18 protein-coding genes are annotated in these 18,814 nt (G+C 63.2%); 13 read left to right on the top strand and 5 right to left on the bottom strand.

The genetic code is table 11. The features are described 5' to 3' along the window. The first annotated feature begins 13 nt into the window (after positions 1 to 13). Positions 14 to 1,468, top strand: coding sequence for a PLP-dependent aminotransferase family protein (locus tag FJV77_RS18740; protein WP_246691307.1), 1,455 nt, complete (start codon positions 14 to 16; stop codon positions 1,466 to 1,468). Positions 1,469 to 1,489: 21 nt separating this feature from the next. On the opposite strand, the gene FJV77_RS18735 is transcribed toward FJV77_RS18740, so the two are convergent. Next, positions 1,490 to 2,734, bottom strand: coding sequence for an aminotransferase class I/II-fold pyridoxal phosphate-dependent enzyme (locus FJV77_RS18735; protein WP_142868243.1), 1,245 nt, complete (start codon positions 2,732 to 2,734; stop codon positions 1,490 to 1,492). 342 nt (positions 2,735 to 3,076) lie between these two features. On the opposite strand from FJV77_RS18735, the gene FJV77_RS18730 reads away from it, so the two are divergent. From FJV77_RS18730 to FJV77_RS18710, 5 genes are all read left to right on the top strand, one after another. Then, the gene (locus FJV77_RS18730) at positions 3,077 to 3,997 is read left to right on the top strand and encodes a polysaccharide deacetylase family protein (RefSeq protein ID WP_246691306.1); all 921 of its coding nucleotides are present in this window, start codon (positions 3,077 to 3,079) and stop codon (positions 3,995 to 3,997) included. 61 nt (positions 3,998 to 4,058) lie between these two features. Then, positions 4,059 to 5,027 carry a sugar ABC transporter substrate-binding protein gene (locus FJV77_RS18725; protein ID WP_142868241.1) on the top strand — a complete coding sequence of 323 codons (969 nt, stop codon included), beginning with the start codon at positions 4,059 to 4,061 and terminating at the stop codon, positions 5,025 to 5,027. A gap of 144 nt (positions 5,028 to 5,171) precedes the next feature. Continuing rightward, positions 5,172 to 6,287, top strand: a complete 1,116-nt coding sequence (locus tag FJV77_RS18720) for an ABC transporter permease (protein ID WP_142868289.1) — start codon at positions 5,172 to 5,174, stop codon at positions 6,285 to 6,287. Between the two features lie 32 nt (positions 6,288 to 6,319). Continuing rightward, positions 6,320 to 7,132, top strand: a complete 813-nt coding sequence (locus FJV77_RS18715) for an ATP-binding cassette domain-containing protein (RefSeq protein WP_210246567.1) — start codon at positions 6,320 to 6,322, stop codon at positions 7,130 to 7,132. A 33-nt stretch (positions 7,133 to 7,165) separates the two neighbouring features. Continuing rightward, complete coding sequence (locus FJV77_RS18710) at positions 7,166 to 8,260, top strand: Gfo/Idh/MocA family oxidoreductase (protein ID WP_142868239.1); 1,095 nt, start codon at positions 7,166 to 7,168, stop codon at positions 8,258 to 8,260. A gap of 20 nt (positions 8,261 to 8,280) precedes the next feature. Here FJV77_RS18710 and FJV77_RS18705 read toward each other — a convergent pair whose 3' ends face one another. Then, a complete protein-coding gene (locus FJV77_RS18705) occupies positions 8,281 to 9,057 on the bottom strand; it encodes a FadR/GntR family transcriptional regulator (protein WP_142868238.1) in 777 nt (258 codons plus the stop codon). Positions 9,058 to 9,176: 119 nt separating this feature from the next. After that, positions 9,177 to 10,067, bottom strand: coding sequence for an NAD(P)-dependent oxidoreductase (locus FJV77_RS18700; RefSeq protein WP_142868237.1), 891 nt, complete (start codon positions 10,065 to 10,067; stop codon positions 9,177 to 9,179). A 118-nt stretch (positions 10,068 to 10,185) separates the two neighbouring features. Here FJV77_RS18700 and FJV77_RS18695 point away from each other — a divergent pair, with 118 nt between their 5' ends. Next, positions 10,186 to 11,124, top strand: a complete 939-nt coding sequence (locus tag FJV77_RS18695; protein ID WP_142868236.1) for an NAD(P)-dependent oxidoreductase — start codon at positions 10,186 to 10,188, stop codon at positions 11,122 to 11,124. Positions 11,125 to 11,175: 51 nt separating this feature from the next. Here FJV77_RS18695 and FJV77_RS18690 read toward each other — a convergent pair whose 3' ends face one another. Together FJV77_RS18690 and FJV77_RS18685 are read right to left on the bottom strand one after the other, a co-directional pair. Continuing rightward, positions 11,176 to 11,958, bottom strand: a complete 783-nt coding sequence (locus FJV77_RS18690; protein WP_142868235.1) for a FadR/GntR family transcriptional regulator — start codon at positions 11,956 to 11,958, stop codon at positions 11,176 to 11,178. Between the two features lie 205 nt (positions 11,959 to 12,163). Continuing rightward, positions 12,164 to 13,153 (bottom strand): sugar-binding protein, encoded by a 990-nt coding sequence (locus FJV77_RS18685; RefSeq protein ID WP_142868234.1) that lies wholly within the window; start codon positions 13,151 to 13,153, stop codon positions 12,164 to 12,166. 452 nt (positions 13,154 to 13,605) lie between these two features. Here FJV77_RS18685 and FJV77_RS18680 point away from each other — a divergent pair, with 452 nt between their 5' ends. From FJV77_RS18680 to FJV77_RS18650, 6 genes are all read left to right on the top strand, one after another. Beyond that, entirely contained in the window at positions 13,606 to 14,349 is a 744-nt protein-coding gene (locus FJV77_RS18680) for an ATP-binding cassette domain-containing protein (RefSeq protein WP_142868233.1), read from the top strand. 55 nt (positions 14,350 to 14,404) lie between these two features. Then, positions 14,405 to 15,403 carry an ABC transporter permease gene (locus FJV77_RS18675; protein ID WP_142868232.1) on the top strand — a complete coding sequence of 333 codons (999 nt, stop codon included), beginning with the start codon at positions 14,405 to 14,407 and terminating at the stop codon, positions 15,401 to 15,403. A gap of 18 nt (positions 15,404 to 15,421) precedes the next feature. Beyond that, positions 15,422 to 16,198, top strand: a complete 777-nt coding sequence (locus tag FJV77_RS18670) for an SDR family oxidoreductase (protein ID WP_185970377.1) — start codon at positions 15,422 to 15,424, stop codon at positions 16,196 to 16,198. A 397-nt stretch (positions 16,199 to 16,595) separates the two neighbouring features. Continuing rightward, complete coding sequence (locus tag FJV77_RS18660) at positions 16,596 to 17,423, top strand: AraC family transcriptional regulator (RefSeq protein ID WP_142868230.1); 828 nt, start codon at positions 16,596 to 16,598, stop codon at positions 17,421 to 17,423. A gap of 114 nt (positions 17,424 to 17,537) precedes the next feature. Continuing rightward, positions 17,538 to 17,981, top strand: coding sequence for an SRPBCC family protein (locus tag FJV77_RS18655; protein WP_142868229.1), 444 nt, complete (start codon positions 17,538 to 17,540; stop codon positions 17,979 to 17,981). Positions 17,982 to 17,996: 15 nt separating this feature from the next. Then, entirely contained in the window at positions 17,997 to 18,791 is a 795-nt protein-coding gene (locus FJV77_RS18650) for an FAD binding domain-containing protein (protein WP_142868228.1), read from the top strand. The last annotated feature ends 23 nt before the right edge of the window (positions 18,792 to 18,814 follow it).

Raw genomic sequence — 18,814 nt, 5'->3', positions numbered from 1 at the left:
TTTGGGCGACCACATGCGCCTTTCCCTCGACATCATGTCGGTCGACCGCGGCTCGGACGAGCCGATGCACCGGCAGATCTATGGCGCCTTGCGCCGCTTCATCCTCGACGGCCAGATCCAGCAGAATACGCTTTTGCCCTCGACCCGCTCTCTGGCCGAAGACTTGAAAGTCGGCCGCAACACGGTGATCGCCGCCTACGATCAGCTGCTCGCAGAAGGTTTTATCGAGGCGCGCGCCGGCTCCGGCACCTGGGTGGCGCCGATCCAGCAGAAACGCCCGCCGGCCTCGCTGCGGGCAGGTCTAGCCGCTCCGCAAAAGCTGTCGCGGCGCGGCCAGACCATCGTCAACGGCCCGCAGCCACCGCGCAATGCGGGCGTCATCAACTTCCATCCCGGCGTGCCGGAAACGGCGTCCTTCCCCTTCACCATCTGGTCGAGCCTTCTGGTGCGCAATGCCCGCAGCCGTGACGAGAACCTGCTTGGCTATCTCTCCTTTGCCGGCCATCCCGGCCTGCGCCAGGCCATCGCCTCGACCATCAGCCTGTCGCGCGGCATCAACTGCACCGCCGACCAGGTCATCATCGTCACCGGCGCGCAGGCCGCGCTCGACCTCGCCTCGCGCGTGCTGATGGACGAGGGCGACCATGTCTGGATGGAGGAGCCAGGCTATCTCGGCGCCAAGAGCGCCTTCCTCGCCAGCGGCGCGCAACTCGCGCCTTTGAAGGTCGACCGGCAGGGCTGGCATCTGTCCGACCCAGAGCTGCCGCCGCCACGGCTGATCTATGTGACGCCGTCCTGCCAGTGGCCGTTCGGCACCATCATGCGCATCGAGGAACGGCTGCAACTGCTCGACATTGCCGAGCGCCACGGCGCCTGGATCGTCGAGGACGATTATGACGGCGAGTACCGTTTTCGCGGCCGGCCGGTGCCAGCCTTGCGCGGCCTCGATCACGCCGACCGCGTCGTCTATATCGGCTCCTTCGGCAAGACGCTGATCCCGGCGCTGCGCATCGGCTACCTCATCGTTCCGCGCGAATTGTCCGTGCCCTTCGACCGCGCCGTCTCCATCACCGGCCAGTTCGCGCCGCTGATCCTGCAGGCGACGGTCAATGATTTCATCACGCAGGGCTATTTCGCCACGCATCTGAAGCGCATGCGCCGGCTCTACGCGCGCCGGCAGGCCAATTTCGTCAAGCTCTGCGAGGAGCATCTGGCCGAATGGCTGGCGGTAACCGAGAACGATTCCGGCATGCAGCTGCTGGCAAGTTTCACCAGGCCCTACAAGGACGGCGACGTCGTCGCCGCCGCCGTCAAGGAAGGGCTCGACGTGCAGGGCATCTCAATCAACTACCACTCCGGCGAGCCGGAACACGGCCTGTTGCTCGGCTATGCCGCGATGGATGAACGCCAGATCCTGCGCGCCGTGCTGGCGCTGCGTGCCGCCTTCATGCGGCTGGACCGGCAGTAGGCCGGTCCAGATAGGCGCGTTTCAGTTCACGCTGTCGAATTTCTGCAGGTCGACCGGCGCTGCCTTGCGCACCTCGACATCGTCCAGCGAGGCGTTTTCCAGTGCTACCCGCGCGGCCGCGTCGATGTTGTGGATCATGTCGCCGATCTCGGCATCGCCATGCGCAGGGTTCATCGCCACCATCACCGTGCGGTTGAGAATGTCGAGCGAACCCTTGCCGAGATCATCGGCATAGGTGAGTCGCAGGCCCTTGTTCTGAGGCAGCGTATAGGGGTTGAGCGCCGGATGGTGCGCACCCTCATGCATCAGCACCTGGTCCCATTGGGTGAAGTTGTGGCGACCGGTCTTGCCGGCAATGACGCTGGGAATGGTCTTGGAAAAAGTCTGCGCCGCCTGCTCGTTCGGCAAGAGATACATCACCTGCGCCGCGCAATCGTCGTCCGGGCTGTTCATCGGCGACGGCGTCAGGCCGAGATTGCCGAGATGGCGCGTGCCAGCCAGCACCTTCTTCTTCTCCGCCCGCATCGCCTCGATGATGCCGTCGAGCCGATCAAGCTGGACATTGAGCATCGCCCCCATCAGTTCCGAGGCGCGCGCACCGATGCCGGCGAACGGCTTGATGCTGTCATTGCGGCCCTGCCAGTAGAAGTGACAGGGGTCGATGGCGCAGCGCGCCCGCTCCGCCACCTTCGGATCGCTGGTGGCGATGCCGCCGCCCTCGCCCGAAGTCATGTTCTTGAAGTAGTTGAAGGAGTAGGCGCCGGCATGGCCGATCGAGCCCAGCTTCCTGCCCTCATAGCCGCCGCCAATGCCCTGGCAGACGTCCTCCAGAACCAGCAGGCCGCGCTTCTTGGAAATGTCCATGATGGCATTCATGTTGCAAGCGGCACCCCACATATGCACGGGAATGACTGCCTTGGTGCGCGGGCCGATGGCGTCGCGCAGGGCTACCGGATCGATGGTCAGGCTTTCGTCGATATCGACGATGACCGGAATGGCGCCGACTGACAGCACGGCGGTAGCGGTCGCCATATAGGTGTGCGCCGGCACCAGCACTTCGTCGCCAGGCCCGATGCCGAGCCCGATCAGGCCTGCAGCGAGCCCGTAGGTACCGCTGGCGGCAAGCGCAAAGTGCTCGACGCCGAGGTGCTTGGCATAGCGCGCCTCGAAGCGGTTGCATTCGCTGTTGTCGCCATAGCGGAACAGCGCGCCCGAGCGGATCACCCTGGCAATGGCTTCGATCTCTTCTTCGCCGGCAGTGTACATGGCAGCTCTCCACATCGCTTGATGGTGTGAAAGCTCTACGCTTGCCGGCGCTGTTTGAAAGAACCACTCCGCCGCGATCGGACCAAGCCATCCCGGCTGCGCGAGCACGCGTTTGACGCCGAATGCGGGCATAACGAATGAAATCAGCATTCCACAATGCAGGCCCCGCGGAAAAATTGTACCCATCCGAATTCGCTGAAGTGGCCCTGTCGGAAGACCGGCTTTGGGCGTTCCATCGCGTCCAGTTGGGCAAACGGTCGGTTCCATGCAGCACGGGACACACTTTGGAAGACCCTCGCAACCGGCGTGCCGGCAAGACGGTGGCCGTTCATGAATGCCCCCATGAATGCCCAAACACGACAACTCGTCCTGCACGAAGACGATGTCGGCATGTGCCATGGCGCCAACAGCGCCTTCGTCGAACTGACCGCGCTGGGCGCCTGCAGCTCCGGCGCGGTGATGGTGCCTTGCCCGTGGTTCCCGGAGATGGCCGAGGCGGCAGCCGCGAACCCTGCCCTCGATCTCGGCGTCCACCTGACGCTGAACAGCGAAAAGCAGCACTACAAATGGCGCCCGTTGACGTCGCCATCGCGCGCGGCCGGCCTGACCGACGAGTTCGGCTATTTCTGGCCCGATGTCGCGACCACCCGCCGCAAGGCGGCACCTCAGGCGGTCGAGACCGAGCTGCGCGCCCAGATCGACACCGCCTATCGCGCCGGCATCGACGTTACCCATCTCGACGCCCATATGGGCGCGGCCCTGTCGCCCGAGTTTTGCGATGTCTACATCAGGCTCGGCCTGGAATACCGACTGCCGGTGCTGCTGACCAAAACCCTGTCGGCCTATGCGCCCAACGACAATCTGGTCGGCGTCACCGAAGCGGCGTTCCAGCGCGGCGTCGCCGAGGCCCGCGCCAAAGGTTTTGTCATCTTCGACGCCGCCATCCAGACGACCTGGGGCCGCCCGCGTTCGAAGCCGATAGAGCCTGCCTACAAGGCGCTGGTCGAAGGCGTGCGTGAAGGCCTGACCTTCTTCTGCCTGCATTTCAACGCGCCGGGCGAGCTCGAGCTGATCGAGCCGCGCTCCGCCTATATCCGCACCGAGGAATATGAGCTGTTCCGTGACCAGAGTTTTCGCGACTGGCTCGGCGCGCAGGACATCGACATCATCGGCATGAAGCCGTTGCGCGAGGAGCTTCGTGTACGGCTCGGAGCATCGACACCGGCAAAGGCCCGCAAAGCGGCCACCCGGTCAGCGCCGTAAGGAGGTTTATCGCCTCGGCGCAAAGAGGGAATTGGAACTGCAACGACAATGGGAGAATGACATGAAGACTGTTTTGAAACTGGCGCTCGGCGCGCTTGTCTCGATGAGTATGCTGGCGGGTGTCACGCAGGCCGCGGGCCTGAAGGACCCCAAGGATGTCCGCATCACCTTCGTGGTGCATGGCTCGGCCTCCGACCCTTACTGGTCGGTGGTCAAGCGCGGCGTCGACGATGCGGCCGCACTCACCGGCGCCAAAGTCGAATACTATGCGCCGCAAGTGTTCGACGTGGTCGAGCAGGCGCGTCTGCTCGACGCGGCCATCGCCACCAATCCCGACGGCATCGCCGTCTCCATCGCCGACGCCAATGCACTCGGCAAATCGGTCAAGGCAGGTCTTGCCGCCAACATCCCGATGGTGGTGCTGGATTCCGGCGAAAAGGAGGGCGCCGAACTCGGCACGACGCTCTATGTCGGTACCGTCTCCGAATATGATTCCGGCAAGAAGGCCGGCGAGCGGCTGGCCAAGGACGGCACGCTCAAGGTCGTCTGCATCAACCACGAGGTCGGCAATGTCAGCCTCGACCAGCGCTGCCAGGGCTTGAATGACGGGCTGAAGCCTTCCGGCGGCGGCACTGAAGTCCTGACCGTGTCTCCCGATCCGGCCGACATCCAGCGCCGCACCGAAGCCTATCTGTCGGCGCATCCTGACACCCAGGCCGTGTTCGCGCTCGGCGCCACCGCGGCCAACCCGCTGATCCCGTTCTTCCGGCAGAAGGAACTGTTCGGCAAGATCAAGCTCTACACGTTCGACATCAGCCCCGAAGTTCTGGATTCCGTCGTCGCCGGCGAAATGGGCTTCGGCATGGACGCCCAGCAGTATCTGATGGGCTATTTGCCGGTGATCTATCTGGTCGAGCACGCCACGCACGGCTTCTGGCCGCAGAACAACGCCTATACCGGCCCGCTGTTCATCGACTCGCCCGACAAGGCCAAGGCGATCCTGGCGCTCGCCAAGGACGGCATCCGCTAAGGCCTGAACGATCTCTGCAGGGAAGGCCCCGTGGCGCTTTCCCTGCAGTCATCGACATTGCGAATTGAGCGATTGGGGAGCCTAATGGCTGTCGTGGAAGACAAGGCGATACCTTCGGAAGCACCAGCGAAAGACCGTTTCGGCATGACGTCGAAGCGCGCCGCCGGCGCCGATGAGCGGCTGGCCAAAACCGGCCGGCTGACACAATGGCTGCGCCGGCCCGAAGCCGGCGCCGCCGGTGGCCTCATCGCCACAATCGTCATCTTCGCGCTGCTGCCGGGAGCATCGAACCTCTATTCGCTGCAGGGGTCGATGACCTTCCTGACGCTGGCGGCCGAACTCGGCATCATCGCCACCGCCGCAGCTTTGCTCATCATTGCCGGCGAGTTCGATCTCTCGGTCGGCTCGATGGTCGGCTTCGCTGGCGTCGTCATTGGGCTTACTGTGAAATATTGGGGCCTGCCGTTGTGGGGCGGCATCGCTTGCGCTTTCGCGGTCGCCATCCTCACCGGCTACGTCAACGGCCTGATCGTGGTGAAGACCCGCCTGCCCTCCTTCATCGTCACGCTGGCCTCGCTCTACATCCTGCGCGGCCTGTCGATCGGCATCACCCGCGCCGTCACCGGCCGCACGCAGATCCCCTATATCCTCGACGGCGCGCCGGACCCGGCCACATCAGGCCTGTTCAATGGCCATCTCCTGACCGGCTTCTTCCACTGGATGGGCACGCAGGGCTGGATCGCCACCCGCACCGACGGCATCCCCTTCGTCGTCGGCATTCCGATGTCGATCGTCTGGTGGCTCGGCCTGACCGCGCTTGCCGGCTACGTCCTGACGCAGACCAAATACGGCAACTGGATCTTCGCCACGGGGGGCGACCTCAATGCCGCCCGCAATGTCGGCGTGCCGGTCGACCGGGTGAAGATCGCGCTCTTCATCTACACCGCTTGCGCGGCGACCTTGCTTGCCACCATCCAGGTGATGGAGGCCGGCTCCGCCGACACCACGCGCGGCCTGCTCAAGGAATTCGAGGCCATCATCGCCGCGGTCATCGGCGGCGTGCTGCTCACCGGCGGCTACGGCACCGTCTATGGCGTGCTGTTTGGCGCGCTGATCTTCGGCCTGGTGCAGATGGGCATCTTCTACACCGGCATCGACACCGACTGGTTCAAGGTCTTCCTCGGCATCGTCATCCTGATGGCGGTGCTGGTCAACAACTACATCCGCCTCAAGGCGCTCGGACGCGGAGGCGGCAAATGACCAACTCGGCCCAGACCATCCAGCCGGCCCACATCGTCCAGCCAGCCATGGAACTGCGCGGCGTCTCCGTCAATTTCGGCTCGGTGCGCGCGCTGCAGGACATCGACATCAAGGTCTATCCCGGCGAGGTCCACTGCCTGCTCGGCGACAACGGCGCCGGCAAGTCGACGCTGATCAAGGTGCTGTCGGGCGTGCACCGGCCGAGCAAGGGTGAGATTTTCGTCGACGGCAAACCCGTCACCTTCCGCAGCCCGCGCGACGCGCAGGACCTCGGTGTCGCCACCGTGTTCCAGGACCTCGGCATGATCTCGCTGATGTCGATAACACGCAATTTCTTCCTCGGCCGCGAGCCGACGAAGAGCAGCCTGCCCTTCTCGCGCATCGACAAGGACCGCGCCAACACCATTGCGCGTCAGGCGATGGCCGATATCGGCATCGACGTGCGCGACCCGACGCAAGCCGTTGGTACGCTGTCGGGCGGCGAACGCCAGTCGGTGGCGATCGCGCGCGCCGTGCATTTCGGCGCCAAGGTGCTGATCCTCGACGAGCCGACTTCGGCGCTTGGCGTGCATCAGGCGGCGATGGTGTTGAAATTCATCATCGAGGCGCGCATGCGCGGGCTGGCGGTGATCTTCATCAGCCACAACATCCACCACGCCTACCCCGTCGGCGACACTTTCACCTTGCTCAACCGTGGCCGCAACCGCGGCACCTACGCCAAATCAGAAACCTCGCGCGACGAGGTGATTTCGATCATGTCGGGCGGTGAGGATTTGAAGGCGGTGGAAGCGGAGATCGCCGGCCTGCTGGCGCAGATCAGCAATCGACCAACGGCGGCGCCGTGAACTGTTTTAGACTCCATTTGCAGGAATGATTGCATGAGCAGGATACGGGTCGGCGTCATCGGCGCCGGCATGATTTCGCAGGTTGAGCATATTCCAAACCTGTTGCGGCTCGGCGATCTGTTCGACCTGGTCGGCGTCGCCGATCCGTCGAAAATCTCGCGCGAATATGCCAGCGAAATCCACGGCATTGCCAATTTCGAAACCCCGGAGCAGCTGTTCGACCAGAAGCTCGACGCCGTCGTCATCGGCTCACCCGACCCGCTGCATCACGAGCAGGTGCTGGCGGCTCTTGAGCGCGGCCTGCATGTCTTCTGCGAAAAGCCGCTCTGCTATTCAACGAAGGAGATCGCCGAGATCGTCGCTGCGTGCGACAAGGCCGGCAAGGTCATGCAAGTCGGCTACATGAAGCGCTTCGACCCGAGTTACCGGCTGGCGCTGGCCTCGCTGCCGGGCAGCGCGAAGACGCTGCGCTCCATCTCGACCGAGGTCAACGATCCCGATGCCTGGCCCTTCATCGCCCACCAGCGCTATATCAGAGGCAACGACATTCCCAAGGACCTGGTTGCTGCCGCGCAAGCCAAGCAAAAGCAACAGGTCGAGCACGCCATCGGCCGGCCTCTAACTGAGCTCGCTTTCCGTGGATTTACCGGCGCTTACAGCTCCGCCTTGATTCACGATGTGAATGCCGTGCACGGCCTCCTCGACGCACTCGGCGTGCCGGATGGCGAGGTCGTCGGCGCGCAGATCTTCGCCAATGGCGATGGCGGCCAGGGTACGGTGAAGTTGCTCGACGGCCAGGCGCTGTGGACCATGACGCATCTCACCGTGCCGAAACTTGCCGACTACAAGGAGCGCATCACGCTGTTCTTCGACGATGCCAGCCTTGAACTCGAATTCCCATCGCCCTGGCTCAACCATCATCCGACCCGGCTGACGGTGAAGAAGTCGGACGGCCATACGCTTTCGACACGCGACCTGCGCGCCGGCTACGGCGAAGCTTTCGTCGAGGAACTGCGCGGCTTCTGGGGCGCGATCGTCAAAGGTGACGAAGTCGTCAACCCGCCCGAGCACGCCGCGCGCGACCAGGCGCTGCTGATCGCGCTGACAAGACGGCACTTAGCCGGATAGCCTGCAGGCTGATCCCGCTTTTAGCGGGTGTTGATGACGCCGTCGGTGTTGGCAAGCAGCTTGCGCACGGCATTGCGGGCCGCCTCCGGTCGTTGCAGCCGGATGGCTTTCTCGATCGCCTCATGCAGCTGCTGTGCGTGCTGCAGATCGTCGAGTTCACGCGTCGTAAAGGTGAACAGATGATCGAGGGCAGATTCGATCAGCACGCCGAGCGGCACCAGCAGATCGTTGCCGGAGGCGCGCAATATGGCGAGATGAAAGCGAGTGTCGGCGCGCGTGCGTTCCTGCAGGCTGGTCGCCTCGCCCATCTCGCGGCAGGCCTGGCTGATCTCGGCCATCTGCTCTTCGGTGCGCCGCATGGCGGCGAAGGCTGTCGCTTCCGGCTCGATGATGTGGCGGAATTCCTGCACCGTTTTCAGGAACACTTCGCGGTCGGGCGAGGTCGCGTACCAGGCGAGCACGTCGCGATCGAGCAGGTTCCAGCGCTCCCTGGGTTCGACCCAGCTGCCGATCTTGGGACGTGATGCCAAAAGGCTCTTGGCCATCAGCATCTTGATCGCTTCGCGCACCGCCGAGCGGCTGACGTTAAAGGTTTCCGACCATTTGGCTTCATTGGGCAGGATGGTGCCCGGCGGATAATCGCCGCGCACGATCCGAAGTCCGATTTCGCTGGCCAGCGAGGCATGCACGCTGGAGCCGGGCACCCGGGTTGCGTCGGCCCGACGAAGCGCCGCCGGGCGCTCGGCTGCCGCCACCTTGTCGGGCTTCTTTCCCTTATTCGGCTTTCCGTCCCTCATGCGTCCACAAAGTCCGGATTTCGAAAGCTGTCAAGCAGGGGAAAGGGCGTTGGCGGCAAAGCCTGAGGCTGTGCACAGATCACCTTAGAACCTTGCCTCCAAAGCTCTATTTGCCAGCCCTATTTGACGTATTTGCGCCAGCTGTGCTCGGGACGGAAGCCGAGCAAGTCCCTGGCCTTGCGGTTGGAGAGCAGCGTCTCATATTCGCCGAGCTCCGCCTTGACCGGCACATTTGGGTAAAACCGCTTCAACAGCTCGGCCGTCGGCAAGTCGGACGAGGTGTCGTCATTGGCGGCGTTGAACACCTGAAAACCGAGGCCGTCCTTTTCCACCGCACGCAGCGTGATCTGGCCGAGGTCGCGGGCATCGACATAGCTCCAGGCGATGCGCTTGCGGAAGCCCGGATCGGCAAACCACTTCGGAAACAGCGAATATTCATGCGGTTCGATGACGTTGCCGATGCGCAGTGCATAGATGTCGGTGCCGTTGCGCTGCGCAAAGGCACGCGCCGTGTGTTCGTTGACGACCTTGGACAGCGCATAGCTGTCCATCGGATCGACGTCGTATTCTTCATCGAGCGGGAAATATTTGGGGTCGCGCGGTTCGTTGGCGAACACCACGCCATAGGTCGTCTCGCTGGATGCGATCACCACCTTCTTGATGCCGAGCTTCACTGCCGCTTCGATGACATTGTAGGTGCCCATCGCATTGATGCGGAACACCTCATTGTCGGGCGTGATCATGATGCGCGGGATGGCGGCGAAATGCACCACGGCATCGACCGGCTGCGAGCGCAGCGACGGGTCGAATTCATGCAGGCCCATATAGCTCGTCAGCGCGTTGAACACCTGGCCGCTGTCGGTTATGTCGGTGATCAGCGTGCGCACCTTGGGATTGTCGAGCGGCTTGGTGTCGATGTTGAGCACTTGGCAACCCTGCTCGACCAGATATTGCACGACATGGCGCCCGGCCTTGCCGCTGCCGCCGGTGAACATGATCCGCTTCGTCATTTTGCGCTCCAATGCCTGGGATTTCTGTGTATTGTCAGACAATATAGCGTTCCGCAACCACCCTCGCCTGCAAAACGGCGGCGCCTGACATCAATCATTGTGAACAGGACTTCAAGACATGACCACGACCGCCGCGAGCGAAAAGATCGGCTTTATCGGCCTTGGCCTGATGGGGCACGGCATCGCCAAGAACATCGTCGACAAGGGTTATAGCCTGACCTTCCTCGGCCGCAAGAACCGCAAGCCGGCCGAGGATCTGCTCGGCCGCGGCGCCAAGGAAGCGGCGACTTCGCGCGATGTGGCGGCGGCATCTGATATCGTCTTCATCTGCGTCACCGGCTCCCGCGAGGTCGAAGCCATTATCCGCGGCCCCGGCGGCCTCAAGGAGGGCCTGAAAAAAGGCTCGGTCGTCGTCGACTGCTCGACCTCCGATCCGGTCTCAAGCGTGGCGCTGGCGGAGGAACTGAAGGAGATGGGCGTGGACTTCGTCGATGCGCCGCTGAGCCGAACCCCGAAGGAAGCCTGGGAAGGCACGCTCGACGCCATGGTCGGCGCGCCCGACGCGCTCTTTGCGCGTGTGAAGCCTGTCATCGAGACATGGGCCGGGCGCATCGTCCATATCGGCAACACCGGTGACGGCCACCGCATGAAGCTGCTTAACAACTTCATTTCGCTGGGCTACGCCGCTATCTATTCCGAAGCGCTGGCGCTGGCCGAAAAGGTCGGCATCTCGCCGCCGCGTTTCGACAGCGTCATCCGCAATGGTCGCATGGATTGCGGCTTCTACCAGACCTTCATGCGCTGGACGCTGGAAGGCGATCGCGACGCGCACAAATTCACCATCGCCAATGCCTTCAAGGACCTGACCTATCTGGAATCGATGGCGGGTGCGGCCGGCATCGCCAACCCGCTCGGCAATGCCACAAAGAATTCCTTTGCCGGCGCCCATGCCACCGGCCCGGCCGAACAGTTCGTGCCGATGCTGGCGACCCATATCGCTAAAGTGAATGGCGTAGACCTGATGCCGATGAAGGACGGGAAGAAGCAGACGATCTGAACTCAGCGATACGCGCCCCGCGCATGCCTCACTCCTGGCTGCCGCCTGAAATCACCGCCGCGACCGCTCGACAACTTCGTCGGTGTTGGCAAGCAGCCTGTGAACCGCGTTGCGGGCGGCGGCCGGGCGTTTGAGGCGAACGTTCTTTTCGATTGCCTCATGCAGAGATTGCGCCCGCCGTTGGTCGCTGTGCTCGCGCGTGACGAAGACGAACAGATGGTCGAGCGCCGATTCTATCAGCACGCCGAGCGGAACCAGGAGATCGTTGCCCGACGCCCGCAATATGGCGAGATGGAAGCGGGTGTCGGCGCGGATGCGCTGCTGCAGGCTCGTCGCCTCGCCCATCTCGCGGCAGGCCCGGCTGATCTCGGCCATCTGCTCCTCGGTCCGCCGGATCGCGGCGAAGGCGCTGGCTTCCGGCTCGATGATGTGGCGGAACTCCTGTACGGTGCGCAGGAAGGCCTCCCGGTCCGGTCCAGCCGCATACCAGGCCAGCACATCGCGGTCGAGCAGGTTCCAGCGCTCCCTGGGCTCGACCCAGCTGCCGATCTTGGGGCGCGACGCCAGCAGGCTTTTGGCCATCAGCATCTTGATCGCTTCACGCACCGCCGAGCGGCTGACGTTGAAAATCTCGGACCATTTGGCTTCATTGGGCAGGATGGAGCCCGGCGGATAATCGCCGCGCACGATCCGAAGCCCGATTTCGCTGGCCAGAGAGGCGTGCACGCTGAAGCCGGGGTTCCACGCCATATCCGGCCGTCGAACGGCCGTCGCGGGCGGGCTGGCCGGCGCTTGCGCCCTGGCGGATCGCTTTCTGGATTTGTCGTCCGGCATCTTGTTCCGGCATCGGCAAACTGTCGCTGGGAAATCGTCCGGAATTGTCCGTGCCCGGCATCGCTTCGCCGAAAGCCAACCTTCGTCGAAGCAAAGGCGCATGGGCCCGTCAAAGCCGGAGCCTGCCGCCCCGACAATGCTGCCTGTCCTTGTCCCTGAGGGATGTGACGGGGCGCCCTCAAAGGACGCCCCGGTACTGCGGAAACTACTTCTGGATGCAGGTGTCGACCGTATCCTTGGTGCATTCGTCAAGGCCGGTGAACACCGGATCGGCGACTGCCTTGCCTTCGATGAGATCGATCATCACCGACGGCGCCTTGTAGCCCATTTCGAACGGCCGCTGGCCGACGAGCGCGGTGACGAGGCCGTCACGTGCGATCGCCACTTCGTCGCCGATCGTGTCGGCGGCGCCGATGACGAAATCGTTGCTGGCGATGCGGTCCTTCAGCGGCCCGAACAGGTCGCGATAGGGCTGCGGTGCGCCAAACAGCGGCCAGCCGCCCATGATGCCGAATGCGTCGAGCTTGGGGTTGGCGGCGAGGATGTCGGTCATCGCCTGAACGCCCTTGGCGCCGTCGTCATTGGTGAACACCGGGCATCCCGCGACTTCCGTCCAGCCACCTTCGCCGGCCAGTGCCGCCAGGCCTTCCTTGCCCGCCAGAGCGTCACGCATGCCTTGCGCGCGGCGCAGGATGTTGTCGGCTGCCGGATTGCCTTCGATGGTGCAGATCGTGCCGCCGTTCGGCTTGCCCTTCTTGATATACTCGCCGATCTTCTTGCCCATCAGATAATTGTCGGTGCCGAGATAGGTCTTGCGAAGTGCGGCATCTTCCTTGGCGAGGTCCGCGTCGACGGTCATGATCGGGATCGTCGGATTGGCGGTCTTGATCGTCTGCGCGATTAGCGGCGCGTTGGACGGCGAAATTGCCATCGCCACCGTATCGGCCTTGCTCAGCATGTCCTGGACGATCTGCGCTTCGCCGGCCTCGTCGGAGGTCGACGCCGGGCCGGTGTAGAAGCATTCATATTCCGAGCTGGCGTTTTCCTTGTTCCATTTCTCGCAGCCCTGGTGGATGGCTTCGAAGAACGGATTGTCGAGACCTTTCACCACGATGACGAGCTGCTTCTTGGCCAGAGCCGGCCCGGCGCCCAGCGCCATGGCGGCGACGGCGGCGAGCAAAAGTGTTTTCCTCATGTCAGTCCTCCCTTTGCAAACAAACGGACACGGCGTGCCCGCCACACAGACCAACCCGGATGCGGCGACAGAGGATCGTCATGCGAGCGCTCGTGTGGCCAGGCCGGATCGATAAGCATTTTCGATTCGGTCAGTCAGGTTCGAATGGAACCTGGGAAAGACCGCACACCCCTGCTGACCCGCCCGGCAAGCCGGCTTGGGTTCGGCTGGATGCCCTCCAGCACCCAGCTAATATCGGCTCGCGGCCAACGTCAATCCTATTTGTCCTACAAAACAGATTTTTAGATTCCAGCGGCGCAAACCATTCGATATAAGCTGCTTTCTTATTCGTCTGACAATTGACGACCGCACAGGCTTTGCGTAAATGCCGGTTATCGCTGCCTCTGGGAGGACTTTGAGATAGCGCAGGCTGAGGCAACGACCGGCGGCCAAGACAAGGGAGGCAAAGTCTGGTGGCGGTTCTCGAACTCACCAACATCTCAAAACATTTCGGCGCCATCCAGGCGGTCAACGACGTGTCGCTGGCGATCGAGCCGGGCCAGGTGGTCGGCCTTATGGGCGACAACGGCGCCGGCAAGTCGACGCTGGTCAAGATGATCGCCGGCAATTTCCACCCGAGCCACGGGATCATGCGGCTGGAAGACAAGGAACTGATCCTGCACAAGCCGGCGGATGCGCGCCAGCACGGCATCGAGATCGTCCACCAGGACCTGGCGCTGTGCAACAATCTGACCGCTGCCGCCAATGTCTATCTCGGCCGCGAGCTGCGCCGGGGCGTCGGACCGTTCCGCATCCTCGACTACGCCACAATGTACAAGCGCGCCGGCCAGCTTTTCGCTCAGCTGAAATCGGAAACGCGGCCCCGCGACCTCGTCAAGCAGATGTCGGGCGGCCAGCGCCAGGCGGTGGCGATCGCCCGCACCATGCTGTCGCAGGCCAAGATCGTGCTGATGGACGAGCCGACGGCGGCTATTTCGGTCAGGCAGGTGGCCGAGGTGCTCAACCTGATCCGCCATCTGCGCGACCAGGGCATCGCAGTCGTACTGATCAGCCATCGCATGCCCGACGTCTTCGACGTGGCCGATCGCGTCATCGTCATGCGGCGCGGCCGGAAGGTCGCCGACAAGACCATCGCTTCGAGTTCGCCCGAGGAAGTCACCGGCCTCATCACCGGCGCCATCGAGCAGGTGGCATGAGCAACTCGGATTTCACCATGCCGGCGCGCTTTGCCACCGGTAGGAAAGGTCGATAATGGCAGTCACCCTTGACCAGACGATTGCGCAGAAACAGCACACTTTTGTCTCGCGCCTGTTCTCCAGCCAGACTTTCTGGGTGGTGATCGCCGTCATTCTCGCCTGTCTCTTCCTGTCGTTTGCCACCGACGCCTTCGCCACCTCGAAGAACCTCTACAACATCACCCGCAACATCACCTTCGTTGCCATCATCGCGCTCGGCATGACCTTCGTCATCATTACGGGCGGCATCGACCTGTCGGTAGGCTCGGTGCTGTGCCTGTCGTCGATGGTTCTCGCTGTCACCATGCATGCCGGCTACTCGATCGAGGTCGGAATTCTTGCCTCGATCGCCACCGCGCTGTCCATTGGCGCCTTCAACGGTGTGCTGATCGCCTATCTCGGCTTTCCACCCTTTGTGGTGACCCTCGGCATGCTGTCGATCGCCCGCAGCCTGGCCATGGTAGCCTCCAACAACACCGTCGTCTTCCAATTCGGACCGGACCACGACAAGCTGCTCGCGCTGGGCGGCGGCGCCTGGGTGTTCGGCATCGCCAATCCGGTGCTCTACATGATCATCCTGGCGCTGATCACCGGTTTCGTCCTGCGCTGGACCAAGTTCGGCCGCCACATCTTCGCCATTGGCGGCAATGAACATGCCGCGACGCTGACCGGTGTTCCCGTGCGCCAGATCAAGGTCGCCGTCTATATGATTTCGGCGCTGGCGGCCGGCATTGCCGGCATCGTCCAGACCGGCTGGCTCGGCGCCGTCACCACCAACCTCGGCAACGGCATGGAACTGCAGGTGATTGCCGCCACCGTCATCGGCGGCGCCGACCTCGCCGGCGGCGTCGGCACCGCCTTCGGCGCCATTGTCGGTGCCGCTCTCATCGAAATCATCCGCAACAGCCTTGGACTGCTCGGCATCAATGCCTTCTGGCAAGGTGTCTTCATCGGCGGCGCGATCCTGCTCGCAGTGTTGTTCGACCGCATCCGCAACTTCCGGCGCAATGACTGAACCTTTCGGCTGGAAACCATTGCTTTGACATCGAAATCCCTGTTCGACCTTAACGGTCGGCTGGCGCTCATCACCGGCTCCGGCCAGGGCATCGGCCTGGCGCTGGCGCGCGGCCTTGCCGAGCACGGCGCAAGCGTCGTGCTCAACGGCCGCGATGCCGGCAAGGTCGCGAACGCAGTGACAGGTTTGCGCGACGCCGGCTTCACGGCGCACGCCTCTGTTTTCGACGTGACCGATTTTCGTGCCGTCGATGCGGACGTGGGCCGCATCGAGGCCGAGATCGGCGCCATCGATATCCTGATCAACAATGCAGGCGTCCAGTTTCGCGCCCCGCTCGAGGATTTTCCCGAGGAGCAATGGGAGCGGCTGTTCAAGACCAATGTCTCCGGCGCCTTCCATGCCGGCAAGGCGGTCGCCCGTCCCATGATTACGCGCGGCAAGGGCAAGATCATCAATATCGGCTCGGTGCAGAGCGAGCTCGCCCGACCCAACATCGCGCCCTATACGGCCACCAAAGGCGCGATCCGCAACCTGACCCGGGGCATGTGCACCGACTGGGCGAAATACGGCTTGCAGATCAACGCCATCGCGCCCGGCTATTTCCGCACCGAAATGAACCAGGCGTTGGTCGATAACCAGGAGTTCTCCGCCTGGCTGGAAAAGCGCACGCCGGCCGGCCGCTGGGGCTATGTCGACGAACTGATCGGCGCCGCCGTGTTCCTGGCGTCCGACGCATCGTCCTTCGTCAACGGCCACACGCTCTATGTCGACGGCGGCATGACTGCCTCGGTTTGAGATGGGGAACATTTTCTTGATCTAAGGCTTGCGCTGCCCCTCATCCGCCTGCCGGCACCTTCTCCCTGTATAGTGACGGGGAGAAGGGATCTGGCCGCACCCTTGGCGCCTTTCTGGCAACGTTGGCGATTGGCGAAATCAGCAATGAGAGCATCTTTCTCCCCGTCACTATACGGGGAGAAATGTCCGGCAGGACAATGAGGGGCAGCACCTCCCTCGGGAATCAGAGAAAGAAAAACGCTATTCGTTTCAGTTCCTATCGCTCAGTCTGAAAATCCACAGAACCGCCCGGCGGAACACTCTCGACCAAAACACCCGCCTTGACGCGAGCCCGAACTCAGCCGCACAATCCTGTTGCAGGCGAAAGGAGGCCAGTCGTCTGCGGGAGGATATACCCATGACGGACGCGATCAGGCTCTATTGGGGCCGGTTCGGACATGTTTCTGTCCTGAATGTCGCCAGCGACTTCGTCACCCATGCCCATGTCGAGGCCCATATCATCATCTGGCTGGAAGGCACGGCCGGCGAGATGACCATCGGCAGCGAGACGGTGGCCTTGGGTCCCGGCACCGCGGCAGGGATCAATTCTTACCAGCCGCACAGCCACATCCTGTCGCAGAACGGCAGGCCGGGCCTGTTCCTTGCCTTCTACATCGATCCCGACTGGGCGCGCCGGCGCCGGGACCTGCCATCCTCGGCGCCGCTGTTCGCGCAGGCCGCGATCACACTCGAACCCTGGCTGCACCAGGCCGCCGCCAATCTGCTCGATCATTTGAGCGACAATGAAAGCATCGACGACGTCGCCAATTACGAGATCGAGCGCTTCATCGATAGCGTGCTCGACGCCGCCGACGCTTCGGCGCCGCAAGAGGCGCGCATCCGCATCAACACCATGCAAGATTTCCGTGTCCGCAAGGCGATCCAGCTGATGAAGGCCAATGTCTGTGAGCGCATTTCGTTCGATGACGTCGCCCGCAGCGTCGGCCTGTCGCGGCCGCATTTCTTTGCGCTGTTCAAGGAACAGACCAATCTGACGCCAAACGTCTATTGGAACACGCTGCGCATGGAGGAAGCCGTGCGGCAATTGCAGTGGTCGCAGGAGCCGCTGATCTCGGTCGCCTGCAATCTTGGCTTCACCACTCAGGGCAATTTTTCACGTTTCTTCCGCGACCATGTCGGCGTGCCGCCGACGCTTTACCGCGAGGCAGCGCGGGCCATGGCCTGAGCGAGGCCGCTCGTTTTTCAGACTCCTTGATAGGGCCGCAAGACCCATTGATAAGCGCAGCATCCGCCGCCGGCTTACCCTTGAATGCAAATTTGATCGCAAGGGAACGAGCCCATGGTTGATGTCACCATATCCAGCGTCATCGACGCGCCTGTCGAAAAGGTCTGGGCGCGCATACGCGACTTCAACGACCTGCCGGGCTGGCATCCACGCATGGTTGAAAGCCATATCGAGGACGGCAAGGATGCCGGCACCATCGGCTGCGTGCGCAATTTCGAGCTCGCCAGTGGCGCGCGCGTCCGCGAAAAACTGCTCGACTTTTCCGATCGGAATTTCCTCGTCAGCTACTCCATCTTGGAGACGCCGCAGCCGCTGACCAACCACAAGGCGACGCTGCAATTGCGCCGGGTGACCGATGGCGACCGTACCTATGCCGAATGGACTGCCAGCTTCGACGCCGCACCCGAAGAGGCCGACAAGATCGCCGCCGGCATGGGCGCCAATGTCTTCCAGGGCGGCTTCAATGCGCTGAAGAGCCATTTTTCCGGCGAAAGCTGAACCAAGGAGCCTGCCATGGCACTTGCCCTCCAGACCTTTCCGACCGTCAGGGACGCCAACGCAGCGCTGAAGGCGGCTGGCACGCGCTATCTCGGCGGCGGCACGCTGGTCGTGCGCGCCGCCAATGAAGGCGATGTCTTGGTCTCCAGTCTTGTCCGCTCGACCGACCCGGCCCTGTCCGGCATCGCCGTTGCCGACGGTAGGGCCCGCATCGGCGCTTCGGTGACCATGGCGGCGATCGCCCGCCATCCGGAACTCGGCGCGATTGCCAAGGCGGCGCGCGCCGTTGGCGGCCCGGCGATCCGCAACATGGCGACCGTCGGCGGCAATCTCTTCGCACCGGCGCCCTATGGCGATTTCGCCGTCACGCTGCTGGCGCTGGATGCGACCGTCAGCACCGATGATGGGGAATTGCCGATTGGGGATTTTTTGGCCAAGCGGGACGACAACCACGCCATCGTCACCTCAGTCAGCTTCGCGCTGCCGAAGGCCGAGAGCTTCCGCTTCCTGAAAGTGTCGCGCGTGAAGCCCAAGGGCGTCTCGGTGCTGAGCATCGCCGCCGCGCTTGAACAGGCCGGCGACGGCGCAGTTTCCTCGGCGCGGATCGCGCTCGGCTGCATGGCCGACCGGCCGATGCGTGCACGCGCGGCGGAAAAGGCGCTGATCGGCAAGCGGCTTGACCGGGACGGCATCGCAGCAGCGCTGGCTGCGGCAGGTGAAGGCACTTCGCCGATCACCGATCCGATCGCCAGCGCCTGGTATCGCGCCGAGGTCCTGCCGGTCCATCTCGGTCGTCTGCTGCTTACTTAACCACCGCTAGGGGGGCGCGCGTC

The organism is Mesorhizobium sp. WSM4306 (genome assembly GCF_007003975.1).
Lineage (GTDB): Bacteria > Pseudomonadota > Alphaproteobacteria > Rhizobiales > Rhizobiaceae > Mesorhizobium.
This window is presented reverse-complemented; position numbering and strand designations above follow the sequence as displayed.

Bases quoted from the DNA above. Each gene is read 5' to 3' on its own strand.
- FJV77_RS18675 (WP_142868232.1), top strand. From the start codon at position 14,405: ATGGCAGTCACCCTTGACCAGACGATTGCGCAGAAACAGCACACTTTT.
- FJV77_RS18740 (WP_246691307.1), top strand. From the start codon at position 14: ATGCGCCTTTCCCTCGACATCATGTCGGTCGACCGCGGCTCGGACGAG.
- FJV77_RS18655 (WP_142868229.1), top strand. From the start codon at position 17,538: ATGGTTGATGTCACCATATCCAGCGTCATCGACGCGCCTGTCGAAAAG.
- FJV77_RS18695 (WP_142868236.1), top strand. From the start codon at position 10,186: ATGACCACGACCGCCGCGAGCGAAAAGATCGGCTTTATCGGCCTTGGC.
- FJV77_RS18730 (WP_246691306.1), top strand. From the start codon at position 3,077: ATGAATGCCCAAACACGACAACTCGTCCTGCACGAAGACGATGTCGGC.
- FJV77_RS18700 (WP_142868237.1), bottom strand. From the start codon at position 10,067: ATGACGAAGCGGATCATGTTCACCGGCGGCAGCGGCAAGGCCGGGCGC.
- FJV77_RS18735 (WP_142868243.1), bottom strand. From the start codon at position 2,734: ATGTACACTGCCGGCGAAGAAGAGATCGAAGCCATTGCCAGGGTGATC.
- FJV77_RS18650 (WP_142868228.1), top strand. From the start codon at position 17,997: ATGGCACTTGCCCTCCAGACCTTTCCGACCGTCAGGGACGCCAACGCA.
- FJV77_RS18690 (WP_142868235.1), bottom strand. From the start codon at position 11,958: ATGCCGGACGACAAATCCAGAAAGCGATCCGCCAGGGCGCAAGCGCCG.
- FJV77_RS18660 (WP_142868230.1), top strand. From the start codon at position 16,596: ATGACGGACGCGATCAGGCTCTATTGGGGCCGGTTCGGACATGTTTCT.
- FJV77_RS18705 (WP_142868238.1), bottom strand. From the start codon at position 9,057: ATGAGGGACGGAAAGCCGAATAAGGGAAAGAAGCCCGACAAGGTGGCG.
- FJV77_RS18720 (WP_142868289.1), top strand. From the start codon at position 5,172: ATGACGTCGAAGCGCGCCGCCGGCGCCGATGAGCGGCTGGCCAAAACC.
- FJV77_RS18725 (WP_142868241.1), top strand. From the start codon at position 4,059: ATGAAGACTGTTTTGAAACTGGCGCTCGGCGCGCTTGTCTCGATGAGT.
- FJV77_RS18710 (WP_142868239.1), top strand. From the start codon at position 7,166: ATGAGCAGGATACGGGTCGGCGTCATCGGCGCCGGCATGATTTCGCAG.
- FJV77_RS18685 (WP_142868234.1), bottom strand. From the start codon at position 13,153: ATGAGGAAAACACTTTTGCTCGCCGCCGTCGCCGCCATGGCGCTGGGC.